The following is a 25,501-nucleotide window of genomic DNA, read 5'->3' on the forward strand; positions in this document are numbered from 1 at the left end:
TGTCGATACCAACTGCGATCCGGGTCAACTCCCCTCGCGTTGACAAACCAGGGGAACCTGCGTACCATGCGTCCTATCAGATGTAAAAAGCTACGTATCGAGCGGGTGTTCAAAGCGTAGTGCCACCTCACCGAGGCAACTCGTCGAGGTCCCACCTGGAGTGGTTAAGAGAATCCCGCACGCAATGGCCGCTTATGCGGCCATTGTGCCGTTTACGGCTTACTTGCCTAGCCTGCTATCGACGAAGCGCACGTTCTCGTTTTGCTTACGACATCGAGATTTTCGCCCGCTGGCTCAGGCACGCGTCTTCGGGGTGGCCCATGTCGTGGACACCGTCCCGGACTCGTCGATCTCACACGCCGGCGATGCGCCGAAAGCCAGTAATCTAAAAGATGCGCTTCGGCACGTCTTCCATGAGTCGCGCGAACGGGCGACACGAATGTTACCGCAAGCACATCCATGCGCTCGGACGGGAAGTCGGTAGGTTTCAACAAGCTGTTCGACGATGAGACGTGGTCATACTACCGACCGAGGCCGCGCTTCGATATGTCTGACAGGAATCTATGGGATGCGCACGGCCGGATCTGATCTAGCAAAGACGATGCAAGTTCTGCGTCGATCCGCTAGATTAGCATTTTTCCTATGCTTAAATCATAGGCCAGAAATGTCTACCGGAGTGGGGGAAGTCCACACAGTAACGTTATTGATTTTTTCTACACCCTGTTAGTCGCTCTCACTATCGGCGACGCCGGAAATGTGAATCGTGTTTGCGCCATCGTCACCAGTTAGGTACAGACGCAGCGCATATAGCAAGTCGGGAGTGCGGTCACCTTCGGGCTTTTGCAGCTTGATCCGCACACGGGAAAAGAGGCCAACATTCGATCTTGCAACGATCTCCGTCACCCGTTCGACATGCTTCGCGAGTTCCCTGGTGCGTTTCTGGTGTGGCTGCAGCAGCATTTTGATCTCGGGATCGGCTGAGGCACGGGTGCGCAGCAAGCCGAGCAGGAGTTCGAGCGGCTCTGTCGTTGCACGGGTCCAGTTGACGACGGCTCGCCTGTCTTTCGTTGGCGGACATGGCTTGATTGAGCCCAGCAGCGTTCCCAGCACATTCAGAATGGAGTTCAATGCGTTACAACTAAATTTTTCAAGCAAACGCTGCTCGCGCCAAATGGCATACGCCAGCACACGTAGGACGTCCCCAGTCGGGCGCGCAAGGAGCTTCGACAGTACCTCCGTTTGCCATAGCATCGACACATCTCCAAGCGCGAAGCCAACAGCTTGCTTTTGGCGAATATCGCCATTGTCGACCTGTTCTTTGACCCATTCGACACATTTCGCAGCAGCATCCTTGTGCATACAGGCTAACAGAAAGCGGATTTCATTCGCCACCATTTCGGGAAGACCGTCTTCTTCCAATAATGCGGCGAGATAGGCGATGTTCCCCGTCATCGCATCGGCAAACTCGCTCGGACATTCGGCGTTGCGTATCGAACGTCCGTCGCGCCAGACTTGAATGACAGGAAAGTACAGACCTTTGCGTATGTTCTCCGTCACGCGGCGGGCCGACACCTCGTCGAAGTCCTTTACACGCGCCGTCTCTGTGTAGTCCGATGCCGCCACCTTCGCGCCAGAATATCTGCCTTCCCGCTCCTGAAGCTCGAACGAAATGGTCTGTCCTGTCGTGAAGTCGGCATAGTCGACGCCACGAACAAAGCTTTTCTCGTGAATGAATACCGATTCGGTCGTAGCGTTGCAGGTGGCGACGGTGAAGTGGGCACCGTTCTTGTCGGCACGCCACTCCCTGCCGATCACGCCGATTGCTCTCGGTTTGGGACGATGCACAATCTCCTGATCCAGACGCACAATCGCTTTGTGCACCCATTCCAAGAGGTCGGCAGTCTCATTGCCGCTTTGTTTTGGCATGCGCCGCAAATCTGACCAGGACAACGGCGCCGGGTATTCTGGGGCAGGGGCATCGTCGAAGATGCGTTTTTCCGGACGGCGCCAGGTGGCGCGTACAGGTGGGAACGACTGGCAGAGCGGTGTAAACACGAGTTCGTAGGGATCGTTCGCACCGTACTCAAAGGTAAGGTCTAGTCTGCAGACGACGGCGTGCTGTAGCGGAAATGCGGAAGAGTGGAGGCTCGCCGAAAAACCGAGATCGTCGGCGTTTTCGCCCAGGAAAAGCGGAAACGTGTACGACAGTCGGCCGGCCGGCAGCGTGAAGTCTTCATCGACATCGATCCTGACCGCCTCGCCGCGGATCGGTTTCACGGTCGTGCCACGCGAAACGAGATGAAAGCGTTGCAGGCGACCGTTCTTCATGACCTTGATCGACAGCTCAGGAATCTGGTCGCGCCAGAGCGGAAGATTGCCAGCGCGTTGTTGCAGTGCATGTAGACGGACAGCGCCGGAAACAGGACTGTCGATCAGCTTGATGGGGAACGCGAATGCACCGATGCGCGGATCGTCCTTGAGGGAGGCGGCGTCGATCGACGCCGGCTTGGGCGGTCGCATCGCACTGCACCACTGACCCTTGGCGTCCACTGTGGGGATGTCGTAGCTAGGCGTGGTGGCGTCGTCCGCGGCCGGGCTGGCGAGAACGATGGGCGGATGTCGCTCCCAATAAAAACCTTGGGTTTCAGGGACGGTTTTTTTGAGTTCGCGGTCGAATTTGGCGATCAGTTTGGTGACGCTTGTCGTGCCGCCAATCGTATCGATGACCACGATCGGGAAGCCGTCCCTGATCTTGGCATAATCGACCTTCTCGAAAGCGGCCGCCACACTGCGCGGGAGCGGCTCCGCATCGGGAAAGCGGGCGTTCAGATTGCGGCGTATGACCTCGAGCGAGAAGTCGTTGAGGAAGTCGGGAACCAGCCAGACGAGCGTATCGTGCTTGAACGCACTGCGTAAGCTGCTGGCGAAGGCGCGCGCGGCCGCATCGAACTGCGCGGTGGCGTTGTCCTTGGCAAAAAAGAGGTCCGAGAAAGACACGGCATTGGCGTCCGGATGCAGATAGGCGGCATCCGCATCGAAGAGCGCGATGTTGATCGCTTCATCGTCCCGCCTCCATTGCTGCCACAGCAGGTTCGCGCGCAGCGATTGTGCCGCGGTACTGCACACAGTGGCGTAATGCGGGCGTAAGAGGGTGAGGTCCACACAAACCGGCTCCCACACTTCGTCGACTTGCCACTGCCGCGAAACGGTCTGTTTCGTTTCCTTGAATAGCGGCGGGTGGGAAGGCCAGGGCAGGATCTCGAATTTCTCGTAATCGAAGCGCAGCGGCATTTGCGCAAACAGATATTTGCCACCGTCCCACATCTGCGCACATTGCTTCCACAGACGCATCGTTTTGTCGCGTAGCTCTCGTTGCGCGAAATCGCGCGCGATGTCCTCATCGAGAGATTGCAGCCAACGCCAAGCATCCCAAACGCGCCGATAATCGCGATGCGCGAGTAGCGTGTTGTTCGGGGGAAGATTGTCCCAGCGGGCGATGCCCTGCGCTTCCGCAGAACGAAGCCAGGTCTGGACGGTGGGAAGAAGTTCGTCTTCATGCCCCAAGCAATCGCGACGCAATTCGAGCAGTTCCGCCAGCCGAACAACGAAGGCTTTCAGAAGGCGGTTCTCCGGCAAGTCGACGGATTGATACCGACGTACCGCTTGCAGATACGGGTTGCCGGCCAGCTTTTCGCGAATATTGCGTCCCGGGCGATTGCTTAGCTTGATAAAACTGGTGGCATCCAGCTCGCGCACCGCGTGCACCGGCAATAATGCCTGCTCGCGACGGGGGCTCTCGTTGAGCGCGTGAAAGAGTCGCTCCAGTGCGGCCCGACTGTGTTCGGCGATGCGCCACAGGCGGTCGCGGACCGGCGCGCCGGCGCTCGGCGGCGCATAGCGGGCGATCTTGGCCAGCACCGACGACAGCGACTGCGGCATCGCCGCGCCGGTTTTCGGATCGAACTCGGCAACGTGGCAAAACCAGTCCGACTGCTCGAACCAGCGCCGCGCCAGGGCAGCGGCTGCGTCAGTGCCGCGATAATCCGCGTATAGCTTGGGCAGCGTGACGTTCGCTACGTTTACATCATGCATCGTGCGCGACAATTCGTCCGGTCCTCTCGTTTTCTTCTAGGTCCCTGCGCAGCTTATTTTGCTGCTCGGGCGTCTTCGCGCGCCATGCGCGCCGGCGCTTGTCCTGGTCGCGCTCGCTCTTCATGAACGAGGCCGGCGGCTCTTCGTGACCAGGCTGTCCGTTCGCCGCTGCTTCCGTCGCTGGGGTCGGGCTTGCCGCGCCGGGTTCGTTCAGATAATTCGCCGATTGCCACATGAACTGGCCGTAGCCGAGTTCGCAGGCAAGGTCGAAATCCTCGTCAAGGTTAAAGCGTCTGCCGCCGATACCAGCGACAATCTGCGCCCTGATGCTGTCGAGGCACTCGGTCTTGCTCTTGCCGCGCGTGTCGATACCGCGCAGCTTCGGCATGACCTTCTGCACCAGCTGATCCTCGAAGGCCGTGTGCATGGCCCGCTTCCGTTCCTCCGACTCTTTTTTCGCCGCGCGCACATCCGGGTAGTTCGCCATGTAGTACTCGATGGACTGCCACACGCGGTGACCGAGGGCACGCCCGGACACCGCGAGCGCCGCGTTCATTTTCTCGACGAATTTCTTGAACGGTTCGATTTCCTGGTCCGAGAAGTCGCTGCCTTGCACCACCCACTTAAACCAGGATTGCTTGTGCAATGCCGGGCCACGATTCTTGTGATCGAGCGGCGTGAGTTCTAGGCGACGCTTGAGTTCGGTGGGACGCGGGAAGTTGATGATGATCGACCGATCGATCACCTTGTCGGACAGCGACTTGGTGGTTTCATCCTGGTTCATCGTGCCCGCCCACAGGACATTACGGCCTAGCGGCAGTTCATAGGGCGGCAATCCCGCGCCGATCTTCACGGGCAGGCAGGGCACATCCGCGCCCTTGCGACCGCGCCGCAGTTCGAGCTTGCTCAGGAATTCGGCGAAATAGAGCTCGGGGTGGGCCAAGTTCAGCTCGTCGAGCAGCACCAGGCAGACCGCGTCGGACAAGCCCGGATACTCGTCGCTCCATGGTTGTTGGCTTTGTGCCAGAAAGCGCAGCACCGGCTGGGCGTCGAACTTGTTGTCGATGGAGTTGAAGAAGCCGAGCATGGATTCCTGTGCATCCCAGTTCGGCTGCACCGACAGTGGCTCATAGTAAATGCCGCCGAAGTGCGAGTACAGACGCGGCAGTTCGGACTTGCCGGTGCCGGAAACGCCGGCCAGCACGGTCAGCGGCGACCATTCCGCGGTTTTCAGCGAGGTATGGAAGGCTTTCAGGATACGAGAATTGAAGTGCAAGCCGTACTTATCGCACTCATCGCCAATTCTCTTGAGCCATACCGTTTCGTCGGTGAGCGTGTCGTGGGGGCGCACGACCTTGTCCACGCCGAGGCGTGGAATCTCGATTTCCTTGTGACGTTTCTCCACTTCAGCGGGACGTTCGTAAGCGCGGCGTAGACGCTCGAGCTCAGTTTGTGCCTCGTTGGCCGCACCTTCGAAAATCGACGCTTTCTGCGCCAGGGATTGCTTGTCCGCCTGGAGTTCGGCGTTTTTGCGGCGCAGGTCGCCCACCTCGGCCATGGCCGCTTCGTTGCTGGCGAGATTGCGAGCGAGTTCTTCCGCGCGCGCCTTGTGATTGCGCGCCTCCAGTTCGAGCGCCTGGTTGCGCGCCCGCGTCTCTTCGGTCGGACGGGTCGCGAGTTCTTCCCTGAGGCGCTTGAGCTCGTCGGTATGGCTGTTCAGATCGCGAAGGATCTCGGCTGGGTCTTTCCCGCCGAGTTGTCGTTTCAGCTGCTCGAAGGCGCCGAGCAGACCGGTCTGGACGGCGAGGCTGTCGCGCAGGCGGATGTTTTCCTCGGTGAGGGCTTGTTTTTGCGAGGCCAGGGAGCGGCGCGCCTCGTCCAGCCGATCGTCGAGTTCGTCATCGAGCTGCTCGCTACGCCGCTGCCATCGTTGTTCCAACCTTTGTTCTTTGCGTTCCAGCTCCCGCTCGGCTTGTTCAAGCTCGACCGCTCGCTCTTGGATTTGCCCTTGTAGGGCTGACAAGGCACCCTTTTGCTTGCCCAGTTCTGCGTACTCGGCATCCAGCAGTTTGCGCGCGTCGTCCTGCTGTCTGGTCCACGCTTCGCGCTCCTTGGCGATGCCGGCTCGGATGCGCTCGCGCTCGCTGTTTTCCGCATTCGCGATGTCTTCCAAGCGTTTGGCGCGCAGGCTCGCGATTTCGTGCTCGATCGCGGACAGCTTCTGCTCCCGATTTTGCGCGATGGCGCTCTCTGTGCCGGCGCGTTTGTCGCGCAATTCGGCGTACAAGGCGGCGCGCGCGTCGGCAAAGCCGGCATCGCGCTTCTGTTCGGCCGCGATCAGGGCTTGCTCGCGCGTCAGCAAATCCGCCTTTTGCTGCTCGAGCGCCTGGCGCTCGGTGACCAATCGCTGCTCGCCGTCGGCCAGGACGCGTTCTTGCCGAGCGAGCTCGTCCTCGCGTCGCGTCAAGGCGGTTGCGCGTGCTTGCAGCTCAGCGGCAATCCCTTGTAAATCCTCGTGCGACGTAGCAGATTGTTCCATTCCTTATCCCTCAATAAGTGTTTTGATTGTTTTGTAGGCCGCTTTGCGAAGATCTGCGGTGTCCGCTTTCGACAGCGGCAGTGGTTCGTTGCCATGTCCGCGCCTGGTGATGACGGTCGCTACATCGTTCACGAAGGACGGCTGGGTATCGGCGATCGAACGCAGCCGGTCCTCGTCGGACATTAGCAGCGATGCCAGAACACAAGCGCCCAGCGATTGGCCGTTGCCCTGCAGGGTCTGACGGATAGCCGAGGCTTTCACGGTACGCAGACTTGCCGGCAGTTCGCTGCACAGATTGGTAGAGATGGCGCTGTTGCTAGCCGATTCGATGAGCATGGCATCTTGGATATCCGGTGGCAGCCTGCCCGCCAAGCTCATCTCGAAGGTCGCCTGCAGCGCGGCATACAGTTCGCGCACGAAGCCCAAGCCGTCGTCGCCGTCCTTGCAGGACAGGAAAAAGCGTTCCGCATGGATCAGACGCTCTTTCAGATTCGCCCCCAGCCGGTTGAAGGTCTTGAAGCCGAATTCGCTCTGGATGCTGGCGCGAGCGTCCAGCAGCGCGTCGGCCTGGGAATTTCGATCCGGGGCGGCGCCGGGCGTGTCGGAAAAGACGATGTCTGGCAGGAGGGCGTGGACGATCTCGCGCATGAACGGCGCCTCGGATAGCTCCTGGGTTGGGGCATCGGCGTTGCCTTTGCCGTGGCCCTTCTCATCGCGTTTTCTCTTGATGTTGAAAAGACGAAGGATGCAATCCGGGTCGGCCGCCGCGATGCTGTGCAGAGGATGCGTCGCATCGTCTTGTGCCTGGAGCAGGGCGATGGCCAGGAGCGTCGCCAATTCCGCCTTGCCCGATTTGAAATCGATGAGCTTGCCGTCCCAAATCGGCCGCAACCCGAACGGTGGCAGGCGCAAGCCGACTTGTTTCGCGGCGTCGTCCAGCAGCGCGGGGTGGTCGGTCTGGGCGGTGAACTTCAGGGTGGCAACGACGCTCTCGAACGGGCGCCGGCAGCTGGCATAGAACAATGCCCATTCGATGGACGCGTAAATTTGGGCAAGCGAGTGAAACGCGGCGCCGCGCAACAATCGCAAGTTCGCGAGGAGTTTCGGATAGCGTTGCCAGTTGGCCTTGCTCTCGAACGGCGCTTGCGGTCTGGCGTCGGCCTCTTGCGCGCGAGGATTGCTCAGGGCGAGCTTCCACTTTTGCAGCCACTCAGCAAGTTGTTCATCCTGTTCAAGCAGACGCTCCAGCGCTGCTTCGAGCACCAGGGAAAATCCGTTACCGAAGGGATCGGCGATGCGGAACTCGCCATCGCTTTTCTGGATGGCGATTGGGCAGTCGAGGTAATGCAGTTCAGCTTGAGGAACGATCCTGATCTGTTGCATGGCCGGCATCCCGTCGTCCTTGCCAAACGCTGCCGATCGCCGCTGCGCGGCGCGCAACACACCGATCACCTCGCGCTGCGTGAGGGGGGCGTTCTTATGCTCGTCGTCCGCACGGATGGTGCGCACCAAACCCTCTTCGCCCTCCCTGGTTTGGAGCGGATTCGCGCTGTCGAGCCAATGCACAAACGGCAGGTATTTTCCGGTAACCAGTTCACGAAACACGAGCGCGGTGACGAACACCGGCGCTTTCGCATCGTCGCCGTCGGTACGATCGCGCTCCTGTTCGATGAGGGCGTGCGAGCCGTCGATCCGTTGCTTGTCCTGCAAACGGAGGAGGATGCTGCGTACCAGATCCAGCGGAATGCCGGTTTCATCCGCCAGCTCTTGCTCGCTCATGAGGCCGAGCGCAGCGAGGAGTTTTAGGACGACGCGCTCGAACGCATTCAAGTCGTCGCCATCGTGGGCCCGTCGCGGCAAGGTCACACGATAGGCGTGGACCGGCCATGCGAGATGGCGCGGCCTGCCGATGATCTGGCCGAAAGGAGTCGGCTTGCCGTAGTCCAGGAGCTTCAGCATTGCAACACCACTCCCTCTTCACGGCAGAGCTTGTGAAAATCGACCAAGCCCGGAACGAACTCGGTGGCAAGGTCGTTGTGCAACAGATCTGCATCGCCGACGACGACCAACAGCTTTTTTTGGCGGCTCATGGAAACGTTCAGACGGTTGTACAGGCAGAGGTGGCCGAACACCTTGCGCGCTTGTATCTCGCGCGCGCCAGCGTCGGCTTTCTGGTGTTGCGGCCAAGTCCTGACCATCGACAAGAACACGACGTCGAACTCCATCCCTTGGAACGAGTCGACCGTGCCGACGCGCAGTTTCTTGTCATCGACCCGGAGCGTGCCGAGTTGCTTCTTGATGAGTTCGGCCTGCGCCTTATAAAAGGAAATCACCCCGAACGACAGCTTCTTGCCCGCCTCCGACTGCATCCATGCCTTTAATTGGCGGACGATGACGGTGGCCTCCGCCAAGCGCGTCCAGCTGGTGCCACTGCGTTGGTGTTTGCCTTTGTTGGCAGGCACATTCAGCCAGACAGCCGGCCGGCCGTGGGTATCCGGCAGCGCATGCATAAAATCGCTATCGGGCCGCCCGGAGCCGAATTTCTCGATTGGATCGAAGCGCTCGTAGAAGTTGCGGCTGATGAACTCGCCCAGCAAGCGGTGCATGCGGTATTGCTGGTCCAGCGTGACACGGCGCGGGAAGCCATCGGTCTCCTCCAAGGTTTTTAAGCGTTCGGAGAAGAGGTACTGGAACATGGATTTTTTGAGCCAATCGGACTCCTGCAGTCCGGTCTCGCCCGCCTCCATCTGCTCAGCCACCTCCTCATCGATGATGTGGGGTAACTGTCGGTGGTCGCCGACCAGGATGATGCGCTTGCCCTGCGCCATCGGCACCATCAAATCGCGAGGCGATACGCGAGCCGCCTCGTCGACGATCACATATTCGTATTCGATCCATTTCTGGCGCTGCTCGACGTCGCGGCCAATAATGCCTTTCTGGATCTGCATGCGCTTGTTCACGCTTTGCTGGCATGTGGCAGCGAATGCGAAACTGTACTCGGACACCGCATCGATCATCCCGTAGGGGTTGCTTTCCAGTTCCGTCAGAAACTCGGCCAGAGCCGCGGATTTGGCGTCCTTTGCCGTATGTCCCGCCGCCTTGATCCGCTCGGTGGCAGTCTCCGCCAGCGCCAGGATTTCATCGTTTTGCTTCTCTACGCGGAACAGCGGCGGGGCGGTAAAGCGGGCCAGCAGCGCATGCCTGAGCTTCGCCAAATCATCTAGGAAAGGCGGGTGACCGTCTCCGCTGCGCCACAGGCTGGCTTTGTCCAACAAATCGCGATCGGGCTTGTCCAGTACGCCGCTCAGCGCGTCGAGCGCTTCGACCGCCCGCTCCGGACCGTCGTCGGCGAAACTGTCCGGATGCGTGCGCAGCCGCCGTACGAGCTGGAGCCACTGACTGGCGTCGTCGTTGAGCTTGTCTTCTTGCGTCAGCTTAGTGGCGACCTGGGCAGCCCGGCGGGCCGTCTCTTCACCGAGAATGGCAATGCCGAGGGCTGCGATCTTGCCGGCCAGACGCGCCGCCAGCGCGCGTGTCGGGGCCTGAAGGTATTGCAGGCATAGATTCTTGATTTCCGTTTCCTGCTCGATGTCGGCGATCCGCGGATTGCGCGCCCGCAGGTCGGCCGCGAGTCGTTCGCACCATGCTTCCAGCCGCGCCTCAAACAGGCTGGCGTCGTCTTCTTCCGCGTTCGAGCGTTTCCCGAACTTCGGCACCGGGATGCCGTTGAGCGACAGCCGCTCGATCATGTTTTCCACGGCATCGTGCTGAAAGCCGGTCAACAGCACCTGCCCTTTGATGGTGGCGCCGCGCTTGTCCGCAAGCTCGTTCAGCCGTTCGAGAATGGCGGCGATGACCGTGGTCTTACCGGTGCCGGGCGGTCCTTGAATGAGGGCGATGTCGGGGGTGTTTAGCGCGGCTTCGATGGCGGCCTTTTGCATCTCGGTCGGTGGCTTTTCGAAAACCTTGTTGCGCACAAAGCCGCTCAGCGGCGCAACCGTGTGCGCGGACCGGATCGGGGTAATTTTCCCCTTTTCTTCAATCAAGAGCCCGAGCTGAGGATTGGCCGAGCGGCCCTGAAGAATCGCACTGCGGGCGGCCATCCGCCGCTTGATCTGGGCACTCTCCCCAGCGAGCGAGAGGATCAGGATGCCGGATGCGCGCGGCAAGGTTTCCGTCTTCAGTGTGAGCCGCATCGAATCGCTGTCGAAGCCGGCGACGCCGAAATTCGTCTTTCCCTGGCGCCGCCCATGCTGTTGGGGCGACGTCTTGTCTTCCTCGCTTTTTTCAACCCCGGTCGCGAACTCCGCGAAGGGCAGCGTTTCGTCTCTCAAGTAGACGGGCGGTTCGTCGACGATCTCGATGTCCGGCACCCGTCTCTCAGCCAAGGCGGTCAAGGCCGATTCAGAGGCCTGCGCAATGCGAACGGAGACGGTGCCGTCCCGTTGTTGCTCCATATCTGTAAACTGTAGCGTACCGACCTCGCGTGCTTGCTTCAGTAGTCGCTCGCCTTCCAGCTCGCCAAACTCGTCCCACTTTCGCAAATAACTTCCTTGGTCCTGGGTCAGCGCCGTCATTTGGGCCTTGGCCAGCAGTTGGATTTGTCCTGCGTGGGTCCAGTCGACGAAGCGAAGGCTGCCGCGAGCCAGACGCAGCGCGCGGTCCGGTCCCTTCCTGGCTTTGGTCAGGCGGGTCGCCACGAAAATCGACTTGTGATGCGGCAGCGCAGTTTCGGTGGCGACAAAGCGGATGCCGTCGCCGCTGACACAGAAGGAGTTCTTGCGGGTCAGCGCCACCTGCTGCGAGCGGGCCGCAGGGGCCAGCGCGGGCGGCACGGCGTCAGTCCTCATTGACTCTGGCCCGTTCGCATCGTCGCCGTCTTGCGCGGCCGGTGCGACGTTTTCCGGCGCCAAGGCGTCGTCGATGGCCGGGCCGGCCGTCAAAAAGAAGTAGACGGCGTCACCGTGGCGGAGACAGCAACGTCGCTCGAGCTGACTATACAGGCGCTCGCCTTTGAGTTCGCCCTTGCGGGGCATCAGCCTCGTCATCGCGTGTTCCACATACTCGTCCACGCCGACTTCGATGTCTCCCATTTCGAGACAGGCGCCGGTGAACAAGGCGAGCCGCAGCTCGACGCTGCCGTCGGCTGCCGGATTCGCCAGTTGTGCGAGCAAGCTGCGACCGCTGGCAAGCTCGGCGTTGAGGAGACGGATGTCGGTCGCGACCACCGGTCGCATGAACACCAGGGTATCCTTGAGACGGATCGCAAATTCGTCCGGGCGCGAGGGATCCGCGTCGACCGACAAAACGGCTTGCTCGCGCAGGGTGGCGACATCGTCGCCGGTCGGCTTGACGCGGATGGTGAGGATGTCAGCGGGGAGATCTTGAAATTTCATGTTTCCGCGTCCACGAACTCGAAGCTCAAATCGTCAGGGAACGGTCCCGTACCCCGGACCGGCACGATGGTCTTGTTTGAAAAATCCAGAACTGCCTCGTATGCGGTGTCGTCGTTGTGTTCGAACGAAAATGGGTGAAAAAGCCGGTGCGGCAGGGCGACCTCGGCGGTGCCGGCGGGAAGCAGGATGTCCCAGCGCGCGGTTTTGGCGCGAACGAAAGGCGGGCGCGCCGCGCCGCAGTAAGGACAGGCGCCTTGCGTGTCCACGAAATGGCTCATCCCGCATGCCGCGCATGCCAGCGAACGATCGCCGGCCCTGGCGAGCTCCAGTGCCCAAAACGCCATCGTGGGACGACGGTGCGGGTGCTGTCTTCCGGCGTTGAATGTCTCCTGGAACAGGCGGCGTAATCCCTGCGTGGCGACCAAGGTGCGCGGGAGGCCGCCGGTGCTCGCGTTCGACCGATCGTTCTCGTCATCCACAAACGGCAAGTAACCGGCATAGGCCCGTTCATCCAGGTCGGCAGGCGCACCGTCCTCCAGCGGTTCGTCATCCCAGCCGCCTTCATCCTCCTCGGGTTCCAGCACTTTCTTGCCGATGAAGGGATGGCATAGCGCCAGCAACTTGAACGCCATCACTGCGAACGCCCAGCAATCGGTGCGCGGACGCGAAGCGTCGGTTCTGCGCACCAGTTCGGGGGCACCGTAACCCGGCGTGAAGACCGCCGTGCCGGCGCTCGCCAATTCGAATCGCATGTTGTCGGCGTCGATCAGCCAGACCTCACCCGACGTCCCCTCGCCAATGAAGGCATTGTTGGTCGAGATGTCGCCGTACACCAGTCCCGCACTGTGGAGACGGGCGAGGATGGCGGCACAGCGCGCGAGCGCGAACAGGCGTCGGCGCGTGGAGCCCGTGTTGGCGTAATGCAGCAGGCGCAAGGCCATTTCTCGGTCCGGCACCTTGCTCAGCCATGGCGGCAGGGCCGCATCGTCGTCGTCGAGCGCCTTCTTGGTTTTGCCGCCCACATTGAAGGCCTCGAATGACTGCATGCCATTCAAGAGACGCATCACGTAGCCGGGCTCGTCGCGCAAAATGGCGAGCGGCAGCGACACCGGCACCCGCGCAGGGAGGGGCAGCAGACGGATGTGCCGGAAACGGTCGCGCAGGTTGGCGCGCCGGTCCGGCTGGCCGGCTGCGTCGAGCGGTTGCTTGATCGCCAGGTCGGCATCGCTGGTGCGGAACACCACGCCTTGGCCGCCCCTGGCGAGTTCGTCGGCGAGGCGATGGACGTTGCCGTATTCGTCGGTCAGCGAGGCGCCGCCTTGGCGCTTGTCGAACTCACGCATCCGTGGCCTCCGTGCGGCAAAGACAGGCAAGGGTCTTGTCGTCGCTATGTTTCGGCGTCGGCCAGCTCTCGAGCATCGCCCGCACATGGCGGCTGGCACTGACGGCGGCCAGCGGGCGATAGGCCCCGACCAGGCCGGTGACAAAGCCGTCGACATTGTCGAGGTCGTCCGACACGCCGTCGGTGCAAAGCAAGACGGCGCTGTACTCGTTCGCCGGCAGCACCAAATAGCGCCAGTCTTGTGGGCTCACGTTGGGCGACAATGCCGTCGTGATGTTCGAAAAGCCTTGCGCCTTGTCTTCCACCAGGGACACGACCGAGCCATCGGCGCGGACCGCAGCGGCCAGACCATCGCCGAGCATGCCCATGTGCAGGCGATCGCGCAGCCGAAACGCGAACAGACAAGTGGCCGCGCAATCGCGCGGCTCGAGCGGGGCGACGCTGGCAAGCCAAACGCTCATGATGGATTGGAACAAGGATTCGGGGGCGATGGCAGCGTCGTCACGGCAGGCGTGTGCGGCGTACTGCGCCGCGAAGCAGGCGGCATCGCTGCCGATATGGGAAAACGGTTTAGAGCCGACGCCGTCGGAAATGACAATGCCGTCTCCCCAGACCCGGTGAAACGATGCCCACGCATCTTGGTTCGGTTCGCCGCTAGCGATATGTGCGGGACCACGCACGCTGGCCCCATAACTCTTCCAAAGGCTCATGCCGGCACGCCTTCCAGCCAGCCATCGAGCGCGGCAAACACTTCTTCGGTCGCAAACACGTCCACGCCCTTGAGCTGCGGGTTGGCGTCCGGCCCGATTTTGAGAATACGCAGGGTGTCCGCCGGCAGGCGGTCTTTCCACTGCTTGAAGATGCGCGCGTCGCTGCGCGACCAGAAACCGTCCGTCAACAGGAGAATCTTGCCGTCCGGCTTGTCGCCAAACAGGTGAATTAAAGCCTTCCAGTTCGCCGTCCCCTGACAAGCAAGCAGCGCCGTCGGGTAGTCTTGTTGTACCGCCCAATCGGACAACAGGCTGGCCTCGGACGCCCAGGCGCACAACTTGATCTGCGCGGCACCGTATCCGAGACCTACCCACTGCGCGATCGTCGTCACCGCGGTCCGCATGAGGAAGGGCCTGCCGTCCTCGCCCATGCTGCCGGACAGGTCGCAAACCAGATGGAGCGTCATGCGGCGCTCCGCATCGATTGGGTGCGTTCGGCGATGCCAAGCATCAGCGCATCGAGCTGTTCCGGGAACCATTTTCCGCTGCAAAGCGATAAGCGCGCATCCGCGACCTTCTTTCGCACTGCGTCGGTGCTGGGTGGGAAGCAAGAAGCAAGAATGCCCCGACCTTCGACCCCGCCATAGAAACGGACCAGGTTTTGCAGTTTCATCACCTGTTCTTGTGTCACATCGCCGGCCTTGCACTCCACGATATAGAGCGAATAGCCATCGGTGAAGACGACGTCCAGTTCGTTGTACGAGGCACTGTCGGCGCGCAGCCTTTCCGGGGCTCTTTCATGGTCCAGCTGCAACCTGACGTTGATCCGCAAGTCTTTGATGACGCCCTTGTCTGCGTATGGCTTGAACTGCGCATACACGTATTCTTCGAACCAGCCGCCCGTCAGATATTTCGCGAAATCCGGCCAGTGCTGGAAACGCAGGTCGAGCCCGAAACCGCGTACGACGGCAGAGGCGTCCTTGCGCAGCTCAAAATAAAAATGTTCGTTTTCGAAGACGAAGGGTTTAAATGCGTCGTTCCACTCGCGTAGTTTCCGGTAGCAGCGAGCGATCTTCGTATGGTTCTTCCACAGCATGTCCGTCAGCCGATGGCGATCTACGGGTAGTGCGCTTGGCACGCCGCGTTCCGCGACCTTCAGGCCGTCACCGTTCAGCAGCAAGAAGTCTTCGACCGAGTCGATCGGCCTGACCGTTTCCTGAAAATGACTGTCGACATAGGTGACGCGACGGTTGCGGCTGTCAAAGTAAAACGGCACCGCGCCGAGGGCCCGCGCTGCCGACAGCGCACCGGTGAACATCATTTTCGTGCCGCCGGTGAGGTTGATGCCGATGCGGGCGTTGGCCGCAAACGGCTTGGCGTGGTGGAGGATCTTCTCGTGGACCGCTCTGGCATCCCAGGGCGAGACCGGCAGCTCTTCGAATGGACGACCGTCGAGAAAGGCTTTTATGCAGGTCGCGGGATATTCCTTGGAATTGACGAAGACGTGTTTTTTCGATTCGAACTGCCGAATTCCCAGCAAGGACGGCATGCGCTGCTCGCCGAACAGGTGAAAGGTCACGTCGAACCCGTCGGTCACGCCGCGCGCCGCCGTCTGGCTGGCGTTGTGCCGTTCGAGCCATTCGGCAGGCAAGGAAATCGCCTCGGGCGGCTTGCCGATCACCGGCGACACGATCAGGCGTTTTTTGAGATCCGGGTAGCGCAGGGCCGCGAGGGACCACACAAACGCCATCACCGGCGTGCCTGGGCTCAGATAGAGCGTGACGAGCTTCTCGCCACTTGCTTTGGCGGCAAAGTCGAGCGCGCGCATGGCGCAGGCGTAAATGCCCTCGGTGTCATTCAGTTCGCGCAGCTTTTCGCTCTTGAACCAGATGTCGGTCTGGCCGCCCGCGGCCTCTACCTTGCCCTTCAGCCAGTTGGCGAAATGCGCATGCGCCGCGGGGGTATTTGCGAATCGGGACACGAATTCGCCGGTCACCTTCCAATCCTGGTGCTGGCCGGCCGCATGGATCGCCGCCAGCGCAGTGTCGAAGGATGCCTGGGCCTCGGCCTCGTCGGCTGGTTCGTCGATGCGGGTGTAGCACAGCACGACGACATCGGAATACGCCTCGGCCGCCAGCGCGCCGGCGATCGGCCCCTCGGTGTTCTCAAAGCCCAAGGATGCGCGAAAGTCGGTGATGCCATACCAGGTCAGCAGAAACTTCTTCATGGCGAGCTCTTTTCAATATAGGGTCTGAACCAGGCAATCTCGTTGGTCATGCGATTGACAAACACGGCGCGATTCGGCTTTTCGATGCCCTTGAACTTGCCTATACCGCCGCTCACGAGCGATCCGGCGTCGTCCTCGTTCATGCAATACGCCGCCCGCAACTCGAACAAGGACAGGAGGTCCTTGCAAGCACTGGCACAGCGTTGCCATCGGTCGACGAAGACGAACACGAAGGTGCCTTTGCGCGGGCCTTCCTCTGCGATGCGCTTCAGCAACTCCGCCGGCGATGGCGCCTCGCCGGGCTTGGGGACGCGGAAGGCGGGCGCGGGATGCAGCGCTTTCTCGGCATCGAGACCGTCGACGATCAAGGCGACGCGACGCGTACCGATGCCGTCCGCGATCGCTTGTAGGGGCAGCTCAGTCAGGTCGTCGAAGGCCTGGAACCGCGCTCCCAGCGCTTGGGCGGCAGCGGGAACGCCGCCGGCGGGCAGCACGCCACGCCCGTTGAAATACACGACCTCCTCGAAGTCGCCGGCGACCCTTATGCTGGCCAGCATGGCGGCCAGTAAGCCGTCGTGTATCTGGTCGTCGTAACCGCTGAACAGGACGTTGAACGCCGCGCGCCGGGTCAGCGGAACGATGAGCGCGTCGGCATCGAAGGTCAGGCGCTCGCCCAGCAGAATCTCGTTGGGTCCGCAACTTGCCGCGAAGCTGCCGGCTGCCGGTAGCGCCGGCAGATGGGCGCCACTAAAAATGCGGGTCTTGGCGCGCGTCTCGGGCGTGCTGCCTTGCGCCGACAGCCTGGCGATGTGTTCGCGGCACAGTGCTGCTTCCGCCAGCGGAATCAAGAATTTGATGTTGCCGGATTTCGCGCCGTTGGCATTGTTGAGGATGCCCTCGGGAGGGCTGCGCAGCTCGGCCGCCGCCCAGTTGTTACCGCCCAGGATCATCGCCGAATCCTCTTGACCGCAAGCCAGCGCGATGCGACTGCCCAGCTGAGTGATGAGGCTGCCGATCGATTGGGCGTTGATCCCCTTCAGGGTTTGCGTGGCCAGCAGGATGTGGATGCCAAACGAGCGGCCCTGTTTCAATAGTTGCGACAGCAGTTGCTCCGCCGCCTCCGCAACTTGGCGCGTTTCCGAGAACAGGACTTGGAACTCATCGATCACCAACAGGATGCGCGGCAGGCGCGCGGTGCTGGTACTGCGGTATTCGGCAAAATCGCGCACTCCTGCTTGCTTGAACATGCGCGCCCGCTGTTCCAATGCATCCACGAGATGGCGCAGCACCGTGACCCCGTATTCGGGATCGCTTTCGGTGGCCACCAGCCGGGCATGGGGGAGAGGCGGTGCGGCATACACAGTGAATTCGGTCGATTCCTTGTAATCCAGCAGGTAAAGATCGAGCTCTGCCGGATCGTATTTTTCGCACAGCGTGTGGATCAGCACGTGCAGCAAGTTGGATTTACCGGATCCCGTCTTCCCTGCCAGTAAAACATGGTGCTCGGACGTGGTCGCGCCCAAGGTCAACGTCACCGGCTCCCCGGCGAATGTCCACCCGATCGGCACATCGAAACCGCCGCTGGTGCTTGCGCCTTCCTTAAAATCCGTCCACAGATCCGGCAGCGCCCTGTTAAATCGCGCCTTGTCGGCGCAGGCCTGGCTCAGCGTGGCGAAAAAGCCGTCCAGCGCGTCCTGGCGGGGCCATTGCTCCGCTTCGTAGGAGAGGGTCAAGCCGTCGCCGCCGGTTTGGGGGCCGGCCAGCAGCGCGTCGGCGCCCATGGCCGAGGTGTTGATCGTGGCCTGCAGCTTCGCGTAACGTCGGTCCGCCATGCGCGCGCCATCGACCGCGATGACGGGCAGCACCCCGCAACGCGGACCGTTCTCGCAAAGCCGTTCCAGGAACCACACACTCTTGTCCGAGAGCTGCTCCGGCACGTCCAACAGCAGCACCACCTTGTAAGGGAGCGCGTTGTCTGGGTTCTTAACGTTGTACGCCGACCAGGTGCTAGCCTGGTCGTTGAACCGATGTTGGATCAAATCCTCGACTTCGTCCGTCAATTGGCCGAGCGTGGCCTCGATCTCGTCGGCGCGGGTGAGCACACGTTGTTGCGGCACTAGTTGCGCCACTTTGAGCAGCGACAGGATTGGCCTGAGCGATTGTCCCAGGCGAAGCGGGTCGACCAGCGTCAATTCCAAGTGCCCCGGCGGCAGAGCCGACAGCAAGCGCAGCAGTAGGTGATCCGTAAGCTTTTGTTGGGCCGCGTCGTCTGCCGACACGGCGATCGGGCGGGCGAAGGGAAACGGCACGGTGTAGGGCACCATGCAGGAGAAGGTTTCGAACGCAATGCGCTGCGACCCCAGCGCGATCGCCGTGGGGACTTCCGTCGCCAGCGACGGGTGATCGCGGCGGACATCGACCAAGGGCGGTTGGCTGCGAAGAAGCGCGGCGCCAGAACGCGCCGCCAGCGCAGCGATCTTGTCCCATTCTTTGGCAAACACCGCCTGCCAATTCAAGATCCGTTTCGCGCGGTTGGTGTCCGCTTGCTGCCGCTCGTCCGCGAGCCGTTGCGCGGTTGCGCCCTGCGCGCCGCGCAGGGATTGATCCAGGCGCTGGTAGACGGCCTCGTATTCGCGTGTGATGCGTTGGCGCCCTTCGCGATACTCCGCGATCGCCTTGTGGATCCTGGCGATCGTGTCTTTGTAATAGTCGGGAACGCCGCTCATCTGTCCTGTCCGTGATTTTTTTCCTGGATGCCGCGCGCATCCGCGAGGGTCATGTCGATGCTGAGCGCTTGCCGTTGGAACTCTGCATTGAACATCCGCAGCGAATCGATTTCCTGCAGAATCGGATCGAGCACGTCGGCGGCAATCGAGGCGCCAAACCCATCGCGCACGCCGGCGCGGAAGCTTGCGGCGCAGAGGCTCGCCAGTCCGAGGACATCGTCAAACATCGATCTCGTCCTCGTCCGCGTCGTCATCGATCGGCAGTTCGAGGACTTGCTCGCTGGCGCCGATGGTCGGAAACAGCGAGGCGCAAAGCGTACCCGGCAACAGGTAATTGGATTCGAACGCCGGAAGCCTGGTCCTGATGTCGTTCGTGAACGCGCGCCATGCTTCCTCGGACAACTCGATCGAACGGCAATCGACCGTCAGTGTTAAAAGGCGTGCGGTGGCGGCGTCCACCGCGTCCATGTCGCCGACCTCGACGGCGTGTCGAAGTCGGTCGACCTCGGATTGCACTTCGGCGGCCAGTGCCGCACTGACGACGCTCATTCGTATTTTCATGGCTCACCTTCCTCGTGTTCGCGCACGAATTCCAGGCAGGATTGGTCGATCTCATTTTTGGTGGGCAACATCCCCACCATCGGCGAGCCGGCCGCCCGCAAGGCATCGCGAAGTTCCTTCTCTTTTTCCGGGGCGAGGTCGTGGATGTCTCGCGAGCACAGCGTGCATTGGGCGTCCGCCTGTTTATGCCCTTCGGCCTGGAACACCATGTGCGCCATCTGCGCATATAGGTAGTCCGCCTTGCCGCATTTCACCTCGAATGCCATCGAGCCGCCCACCGGCGCGGCCATGCCGTCGCCGCGTCCCAAGATGACCGGCACCTGCAAGTCGCTCACCAGCAGATCCGTTTTCGTGTAGCGTCCGTGGTCGCCGACGAAGGTACGGCCTTGCGTCTCGATGCACCCGCCCAGTGGCGCCAGGGCGCGCCGTGCGATCTGCTCCCCGAACTCGCCGCTCAGGTGGATGCGCGCCCTGCGGGCAACGATGTTGCGCTCCGCATCGCCGCGGGCCGTCGCCCATTGCTGGCGAAACTTGTCGACTTGCCGGCGATAGGCGGGATTGCGTTCGTACAGATAGTGCTGAAGCAGCCGTCGATGTTCTGACGACAGGTTCATCCGATCGCGCAGGATGTCGGGCGTGATTGGGCCACCGTGCAGGGCGGGATTCCATGTCAACCAGGCGTGGAATTGCGCCGCCGGTGGGTTAGTGTCGAGATAGGCATTCAGCGCCTGTTGCGCGGCACGCACCCGCGCAGCGCCGATCGCGATCGCTTGATCGACAGCCGCCAGGCGCGCATTGCATTCTTGTTGGGCTTGCTCCAGAACTTGTGCCGCCATCGCTTGCGCCTGTCTCGTTAGATCCACGCGCTGTTCCATCGACTGGCGGTTCTCGATGGCGCGCTCGAGCGCTGCCTTCGCTTGCGCGAGGGCGCAGTCGGCCCGCTCGACATCGGCTTGCGCTTCGGTGACGGCAGCGTAGTCACCAGAGCAGTCCGGGCCAGCATCCTCCTCGGTGACGGGTTGCGCAAGGCAGGACGACAAGGAGGATTCGGCAGTACTAAGCGCGTGGCGACTTCCTTCCAGCGCCTGCTGGGCGTCGTCGACCGCCTGGTTTGCGGCTTGCTCCTGCTGAACCGCCCGTTCCAACATGCTTTCGCTGCGCGCGGTTTCGTCGTGCGCGTCTTGGAATTTCTGTGCGGCGGCAGCGATTTGGGCATGGCATGCGCCCGCCATCGCCTGGCGCACCGACTGCAAGCCGTGCAACAGGTCTTCCAGGTTCTCTACTTGGCCGATTGAAACTTGTGCCATGTCCGCGCCTCAGCTTTGCAAGTAATCCCGCAAGCGCGCTGCAAGTTGGACCAGGTAGGGTACTTGCTCGGACGCGTTCGCATCGAACTGCTGCAGCTGCTGCACGAGCGCGTGGTAATCCTCCTCGAAACGGCGTCGTTTCTCGTCTTGCCAGGTGTCGCCGAGCGCGGCGAATGCACCGTTGAGGTTGCCTACGGCGTCGTTGAGCGAATCCACGAACTGCTGCAAGGCATACGCAAAGCGCTCCAGTTCCTCCGGGTCGCCGACGGCCTGTGCCATTACCAGTACCCTCCGTCCTGCGCCGCGGCGGTCTGCGTGGTCGACTTCGCGTTCGGCTGGCGGGCCTCAATGGTGGTGGGCTGGATATCGATGGCATCCGGTGCCGGCACGGTATTCGGGGTCTGCGACCTGGTCCGAATGGTGACGGACATGGTGATGTATTTGAAATTCTCGCGCAGTCGTTTCGCATTTTCCGCATACAGCAGCGGATGCGAGGAGCCTTCCAAGAACTTGCTGAGTACCGCCTCGTCGGCATCGGCGCCGATGGCCATCGCCATGCGGTCGCATTTCGCCGAACGGCCATCGCCGATGAACTGTTGCAGCGGCTTTTCCCAGGCATCGTTCGGCCCGCCGTCGGAGACCAGCACCACCGTCGGGCGATACGCGCGCGATGGCACCGTATCCTTGTCCTCGATCATGGCCTTTGCCATCTGGAGGGCGGTTCCGAGCGGCGTCATGCCATCGGCGGACAGATCCTGCCACTGGATGGCGCTGGCACTCGTCAGCGCTTGGTGCAGACGCACTTGCGCACCGAAGGTAATGATGGCCACATGGATTTCGATTTCACTCGTTTCCGTGTCGCTGAAATCGCTCAGCATGTCGCGCACCGCCGCATTCAAGTTGCGGATTTTCTCCCCACTCATGCTGCCGCTGACATCCAGCAAGAGAATGACCGGCAGCGGCTTCGCTTTCGGGGCCGTGAATTGCGACGGATCGAACGGGACGTTGCTCATAAAAAGAATCCTAGAAAGTGGAAGAAATGCGGGCCTGCGCGGTGGGAGGAAGCGCCAGTGCATGCCGGTCTGTGGCATTCAGTAAATGCTGCACGGCCGTGCTCAACCTCATGCCCTTTGTCGATCCGCGCTGGCGTGGAACATGAGCGTGTTCCCGGCAAGGTCGATCTGCTTCCCCAGTGCGTCGTGACGAAGCGGTACTTCGCAGTGTCATCACAGCGCCAAACTCGGGTGCAGGAAGATGGTGCCCCTGCAAATACGGAGCGTGAGGGATGTCGTTTGTGTAGAGGCCAGCCGCGTATGCAGCTCCTTGTGGCCGATGTGCCGTACGACCTCGCGCGAGGCACAGGCTTGGGAGCGCAAAAGTGAATGCTGGGACCTCTAGCATGGATCGTTGAGATTGCGAGCGGGCTGTAGGTTGCTGAGGTTCAAAAACTAGCACTAGAACCAGTAAAACGTCGTTACCATCATTTAATAAATGTTCGTTAACTAGTCTACGTGAATCCTTGCATATTGGAAAGAGCTCTTTCATTCCCGGCAGTTGCGTTATCGGCACATGTTGTTTGGGGCGCCGATGCCCTGCGTATTGACTCCGCTCGTGTCGAGCACACCTGTGGCCGCACTACCAAATCGTCTTCCACGCGCCACACCATGATTAGCGAACTCAAGCGTTTGAGCCCGTCATCAGATACCGATTGGCGACTCGGCCGCAATACAAAGTTTTGGGGGCGATAACGAGACCGCCGTTACGATAAGGCCGAAAGACGACATTCTGTGTCGCATCCGAATTCATATTTACGGACGCGAATCGTTCGCCCCGCCGCATCGATTGACATCGGTAGCCAAGGCAAGCTGGGCGGGGTATTATCGTTTTGAAACTTTTTGAATCGAGAGCCATGTTCGTCGCGTCTAAAAATTATTTAAATGAAGTCACAGCGTTGATAAAGAGCAGTGAGCGCATCGATATTGCGGTCGCGTTTTGGGGGGAGGGTAGCGATGCACTGCTCGCCAACACCGGCAACAAGACGATGCGGGTGATCTGCAATTTGTCGAGTGGCGGCACCAATCCCGACCCCATTAAACGATTGCTCAAACAAGGGATCGATCTCAGACAATTAGACGATTTGCATGCCAAAGTCGTCCTCGGTACCTCTTCGGCCTTGATCGGCTCCGCGAATTTTCGACCAATGGTTTGCAGTTGGAGGGCAAGGAAGCTCTTGGGTGGTCGGAAGCGGGTCTGTTGACGACGTCCGCCGCCGATCTTCGCGATATCGCCCAGTGGTTCGACGCCGAATGGCGCCGGGCGCGCCCGATTGAGGCGCAAGACCTCAAGGAGGCAGCGCTGGCCTGGAAACGTCGGCGCGCTGCGCGTCCAAAGGTGAAACAGGTCAAATCGCTATTGGATTTTGCTTCGTCCGATGTCAAGGATCGCAACCTCTACGTCGTCATCTGGGGCGAAAAAGCATCGGAAGGGGCGAACGCGGCCTATGCGAAAGTCGTGTCGCAAGCGGAAGAAAATGCCCAGCTTGAACCGGCGCTCTTGGACAAGCTGAGCTTCTATGAACACTGGCCGGACTTGCCGGAGGAAAGCATCCTCATCAGCTTCGAACGTCACCCGAACGGCAAATACAGCTGCGATGGGGTGTGGGGCCGGCTGGCAGAACTTGATGTGGGGCCAGGAAAAAAACATGGCAGTCTGCAAATCGTGGCAGAACACGACGAGATTCTCGGGCTACGCATTCTCAAAAAACAGCGCAAGGAATTCGAAAACATCCTGCGCCCGGTGCTGGACGATTTATGGCACGAGTTCGAAGGGCCGAACAAAGGGGCGATCATCCCCCTGAACCGAGCGCTGGCGAAACTAGGCCGTTAATCGCATTGGACCAACCGATGAGCTTCGCTGACCAGGTCTTCCGCGTGCTCGGCCACGCGCTGAGCAGTCCGCAATTGCGCTACCGGCCAGATACGTCGTCCGGTATCGTGACGTCGTTCCACCCTGTTTCTGGCACACCGCTGTCACTGTTTGCGTAACTGGCCATGAATTCCAGGCCCGAAATACGGGCACAAGAGGCCTTACTGCCCTACCTGGTGGCCGCCGGATTTCAGGTCACGCGCGAGCGCAGCGTGTGTATCGATGGCACCCGGCGCATTTTCGATTTCATGGTGCGTCCGGCTTGCGGCGGGGCTATCTCCAATAGTTTCGCGGTCGGTGAGAAGGAGGTCCGCTGGATTCGTGGCGAACGGTCTCAGCTAGACGCTGCGGGCCAGTGATCCCATCCGTCTGTGATCTACAAAAACTTATGGTGTGTCTGCGGCAATCCAGTTCGGGTCGGAAGCGGTCTCTGCAGTAGAGGAGGACCGGTTCATCAGTTGGTTTCGTATGGCCTTTAGGCGAACTGATGTGGTGCTAAGTGCGGTTTTCCACTAAGCCTTTGATTTGTAAAAGATAAAACGGCCTGCAAAGCCGCGGAGACGGGTTCGACTCCCGTCCTCGCCTCCAAAATACATGTAGGTCATCGCATTTGAGCTGACCTACGTCAGGTCCGGCAATTCGATGCTGGCTATTGCATCGTCAGCGAACTGACAGTGAAACGCTTCGGAAGCTTTTAGAACTCGGTGAGTGAAAACAAACTTGCCGCATGTCGGGCTTCCGTTTTCATCTAGGCAGCACTAGGCGTCGTTAATGTGGATCGTTGTCGGATCAAGGATTGAAACCTTCAGTTGGCTCATTGGTCGTCGCTGTTGGAACCATTGGCGTAGCGGTACGGCTCCCATGATTCGGGGTGTGCCGTTGGTATTTGCAGTCCTGTTGATCTTTCCTACGACCTGAAGCTTCTCACGCCCGCAGTAAATCGTAATGTTCTGCTCGTCTTTCCCAAAGTAGCGGTCACTGTTGAGCGGTACATTGAAGAAGCCTGTGCGGTGGTAAGTGTTCTGGAGGGTCAGGAGGAAGTAGGGCGCGGCTGTGAGTGTCTTGTCTACTGGGGCGGCAACTGGTGGTGCGCCGTTGGTGTCGGTGCGGATCTCGATGGCGACGTGCGGCCGGGCCGGTGCAGGCTCGAGCTTAGGGAGGTGCTGCACGACCTCTTGAACCTTCTCTTCAAGCTTGGCTTCTGTGCTGGTGTCCGTCGGATTTGCCTCGGTAGGCGTCTCGATCACGGCACTCGTGCGGCCACCGTTCCATTCTGGCTTCAGAGTTTGGATGATGCTGTCTTCAAGCCCTGCCGCAAGATTGAGGTGAAAGCTGCCATAGCGAAGCAGGCCAGTATCCGCCAGGGCAAGGATGTCTATCTGCTGGCCGCGCTTCAAAAGTTCAACGATAGCGATACGGTTTCGCCAATTCGTGCGCTGGTCTACGTTGGGCTTCTGGTAGCCGAACATGCGACGCTGAAGGCTTTGAGTGGTCTTTCCTACATATTTCACTGTGCCACCTGTGACAAACGCATACAGGACGTTTTGACGGTCCGCCAGATCGTTTAGCTGAAGAATGAGTTCTTCACCTTCCAAACTCCACCGGCCTGCTCGTTGAAAACCGATCTCAAAAAGTCTTTGCATCGTTATCTCTCCTTATAGTGTTTAACGAACGAA

General features: G+C 60.7%; 18 protein-coding genes and 1 tRNA gene. 4 read left to right on the top strand and 15 right to left on the bottom strand.

From position 1 onward, the window contains the following. Positions 1–723 precede the first annotated feature (723 nt). From ACEN9H_RS08645 to ACEN9H_RS08710, 14 genes are read right to left on the bottom strand one after another with little or no spacing between them, the layout of a single operon-like run. Positions 724–4,104 carry a DNA-binding protein gene (locus ACEN9H_RS08645; protein WP_413674418.1) on the bottom strand — a complete coding sequence of 1,127 codons (3,381 nt, stop codon included), beginning with the start codon at positions 4,102–4,104 and terminating at the stop codon, positions 724–726. Then, positions 4,085–6,631, bottom strand: coding sequence for a chromosome partitioning protein ParA (locus tag ACEN9H_RS08650; RefSeq protein ID WP_413674419.1), 2,547 nt, complete (start codon positions 6,629–6,631; stop codon positions 4,085–4,087). The genes ACEN9H_RS08645 and ACEN9H_RS08650 overlap by 20 nt, the downstream gene beginning before the upstream one ends. Positions 6,632–6,634: 3 nt before the next feature. Continuing rightward, positions 6,635–8,590, bottom strand: coding sequence for a hypothetical protein (locus ACEN9H_RS08655; protein WP_413674420.1), 1,956 nt, complete (start codon positions 8,588–8,590; stop codon positions 6,635–6,637). Next, complete coding sequence (locus tag ACEN9H_RS08660; protein ID WP_413674421.1) at positions 8,584–12,027, bottom strand: DEAD/DEAH box helicase; 3,444 nt, start codon at positions 12,025–12,027, stop codon at positions 8,584–8,586. The genes ACEN9H_RS08655 and ACEN9H_RS08660 overlap by 7 nt, the downstream gene beginning before the upstream one ends. After that, complete coding sequence (locus ACEN9H_RS08665) at positions 12,024–13,370, bottom strand: protein kinase domain-containing protein (protein ID WP_413674422.1); 1,347 nt, start codon at positions 13,368–13,370, stop codon at positions 12,024–12,026. The genes ACEN9H_RS08660 and ACEN9H_RS08665 overlap by 4 nt, the downstream gene beginning before the upstream one ends. Beyond that, the gene (locus ACEN9H_RS08670; protein WP_413674423.1) at positions 13,363–14,079 is read right to left on the bottom strand and encodes a PP2C family serine/threonine-protein phosphatase; all 717 of its coding nucleotides are present in this window, start codon (positions 14,077–14,079) and stop codon (positions 13,363–13,365) included. The genes ACEN9H_RS08665 and ACEN9H_RS08670 overlap by 8 nt, the downstream gene beginning before the upstream one ends. Next, complete coding sequence (locus ACEN9H_RS08675; RefSeq protein WP_413674424.1) at positions 14,076–14,546, bottom strand: VWA domain-containing protein; 471 nt, start codon at positions 14,544–14,546, stop codon at positions 14,076–14,078. The genes ACEN9H_RS08670 and ACEN9H_RS08675 overlap by 4 nt, the downstream gene beginning before the upstream one ends. After that, positions 14,543–16,306, bottom strand: a complete 1,764-nt coding sequence (locus tag ACEN9H_RS08680) for a Card1-like endonuclease domain-containing protein (RefSeq protein WP_413674425.1) — start codon at positions 16,304–16,306, stop codon at positions 14,543–14,545. Before ACEN9H_RS08680 ends, ACEN9H_RS08675 begins: the two co-directional genes overlap by 4 nt. After that, complete coding sequence (locus ACEN9H_RS08685) at positions 16,303–19,032, bottom strand: FtsK/SpoIIIE domain-containing protein (RefSeq protein WP_413674426.1); 2,730 nt, start codon at positions 19,030–19,032, stop codon at positions 16,303–16,305. Before ACEN9H_RS08685 ends, ACEN9H_RS08680 begins: the two co-directional genes overlap by 4 nt. Further along, positions 19,029–19,259 (bottom strand): hypothetical protein, encoded by a 231-nt coding sequence (locus ACEN9H_RS08690; protein ID WP_413674427.1) that lies wholly within the window; start codon positions 19,257–19,259, stop codon positions 19,029–19,031. The genes ACEN9H_RS08685 and ACEN9H_RS08690 overlap by 4 nt, the downstream gene beginning before the upstream one ends. Further along, a complete protein-coding gene (locus tag ACEN9H_RS08695) occupies positions 19,252–19,593 on the bottom strand; it encodes a hypothetical protein (RefSeq protein WP_413674428.1) in 342 nt (113 codons plus the stop codon). Before ACEN9H_RS08695 ends, ACEN9H_RS08690 begins: the two co-directional genes overlap by 8 nt. Next, entirely contained in the window at positions 19,590–20,900 is a 1,311-nt protein-coding gene (locus tag ACEN9H_RS08700) for a hypothetical protein (RefSeq protein ID WP_413674429.1), read from the bottom strand. Before ACEN9H_RS08700 ends, ACEN9H_RS08695 begins: the two co-directional genes overlap by 4 nt. A gap of 9 nt (positions 20,901–20,909) precedes the next feature. After that, positions 20,910–21,179, bottom strand: a complete 270-nt coding sequence (locus ACEN9H_RS08705) for a WXG100 family type VII secretion target (protein ID WP_413674430.1) — start codon at positions 21,177–21,179, stop codon at positions 20,910–20,912. Continuing rightward, positions 21,179–21,913, bottom strand: coding sequence for a vWA domain-containing protein (locus ACEN9H_RS08710; protein ID WP_413674431.1), 735 nt, complete (start codon positions 21,911–21,913; stop codon positions 21,179–21,181). Before ACEN9H_RS08710 ends, ACEN9H_RS08705 begins: the two co-directional genes overlap by 1 nt. 896 nt (positions 21,914–22,809) lie before the next feature. On the opposite strand from ACEN9H_RS08710, the gene ACEN9H_RS08715 reads away from it, so the two are divergent. The 4 genes from ACEN9H_RS08715 to ACEN9H_RS08730 all read left to right on the top strand — a co-directional run bounded on the left by ACEN9H_RS08715 (position 22,810) and on the right by ACEN9H_RS08730 (position 24,413). Next, positions 22,810–23,157, top strand: coding sequence for a phospholipase D family protein (locus ACEN9H_RS08715; protein ID WP_413674432.1), 348 nt, complete (start codon positions 22,810–22,812; stop codon positions 23,155–23,157). After that, positions 23,154–23,786, top strand: a complete 633-nt coding sequence (locus ACEN9H_RS08720) for a hypothetical protein (protein ID WP_413674433.1) — start codon at positions 23,154–23,156, stop codon at positions 23,784–23,786. Before ACEN9H_RS08715 ends, ACEN9H_RS08720 begins: the two co-directional genes overlap by 4 nt. A gap of 17 nt (positions 23,787–23,803) precedes the next feature. After that, on the top strand, positions 23,804–23,944 hold the full coding sequence (locus ACEN9H_RS08725; RefSeq protein WP_413674434.1) for a hypothetical protein: 141 nt from the start codon (positions 23,804–23,806) through the stop codon (positions 23,942–23,944). A 359-nt stretch (positions 23,945–24,303) separates the two neighbouring features. Beyond that, positions 24,304–24,413 (top strand) — tRNA-OTHER (locus ACEN9H_RS08730). Between the two features lie 170 nt (positions 24,414–24,583). Here the strand turns inward: ACEN9H_RS08730 and ACEN9H_RS08735 are convergent. Continuing rightward, positions 24,584–25,468, bottom strand: coding sequence for a GIY-YIG nuclease family protein (locus ACEN9H_RS08735; RefSeq protein WP_413674435.1), 885 nt, complete (start codon positions 25,466–25,468; stop codon positions 24,584–24,586). Positions 25,469–25,501 lie beyond the last annotated feature (33 nt).

The organism is Massilia cellulosiltytica (assembly GCF_047325105.1).
GTDB classification, from domain to species: domain Bacteria; phylum Pseudomonadota; class Gammaproteobacteria; order Burkholderiales; family Burkholderiaceae_D; genus Telluria; species Telluria orientalis.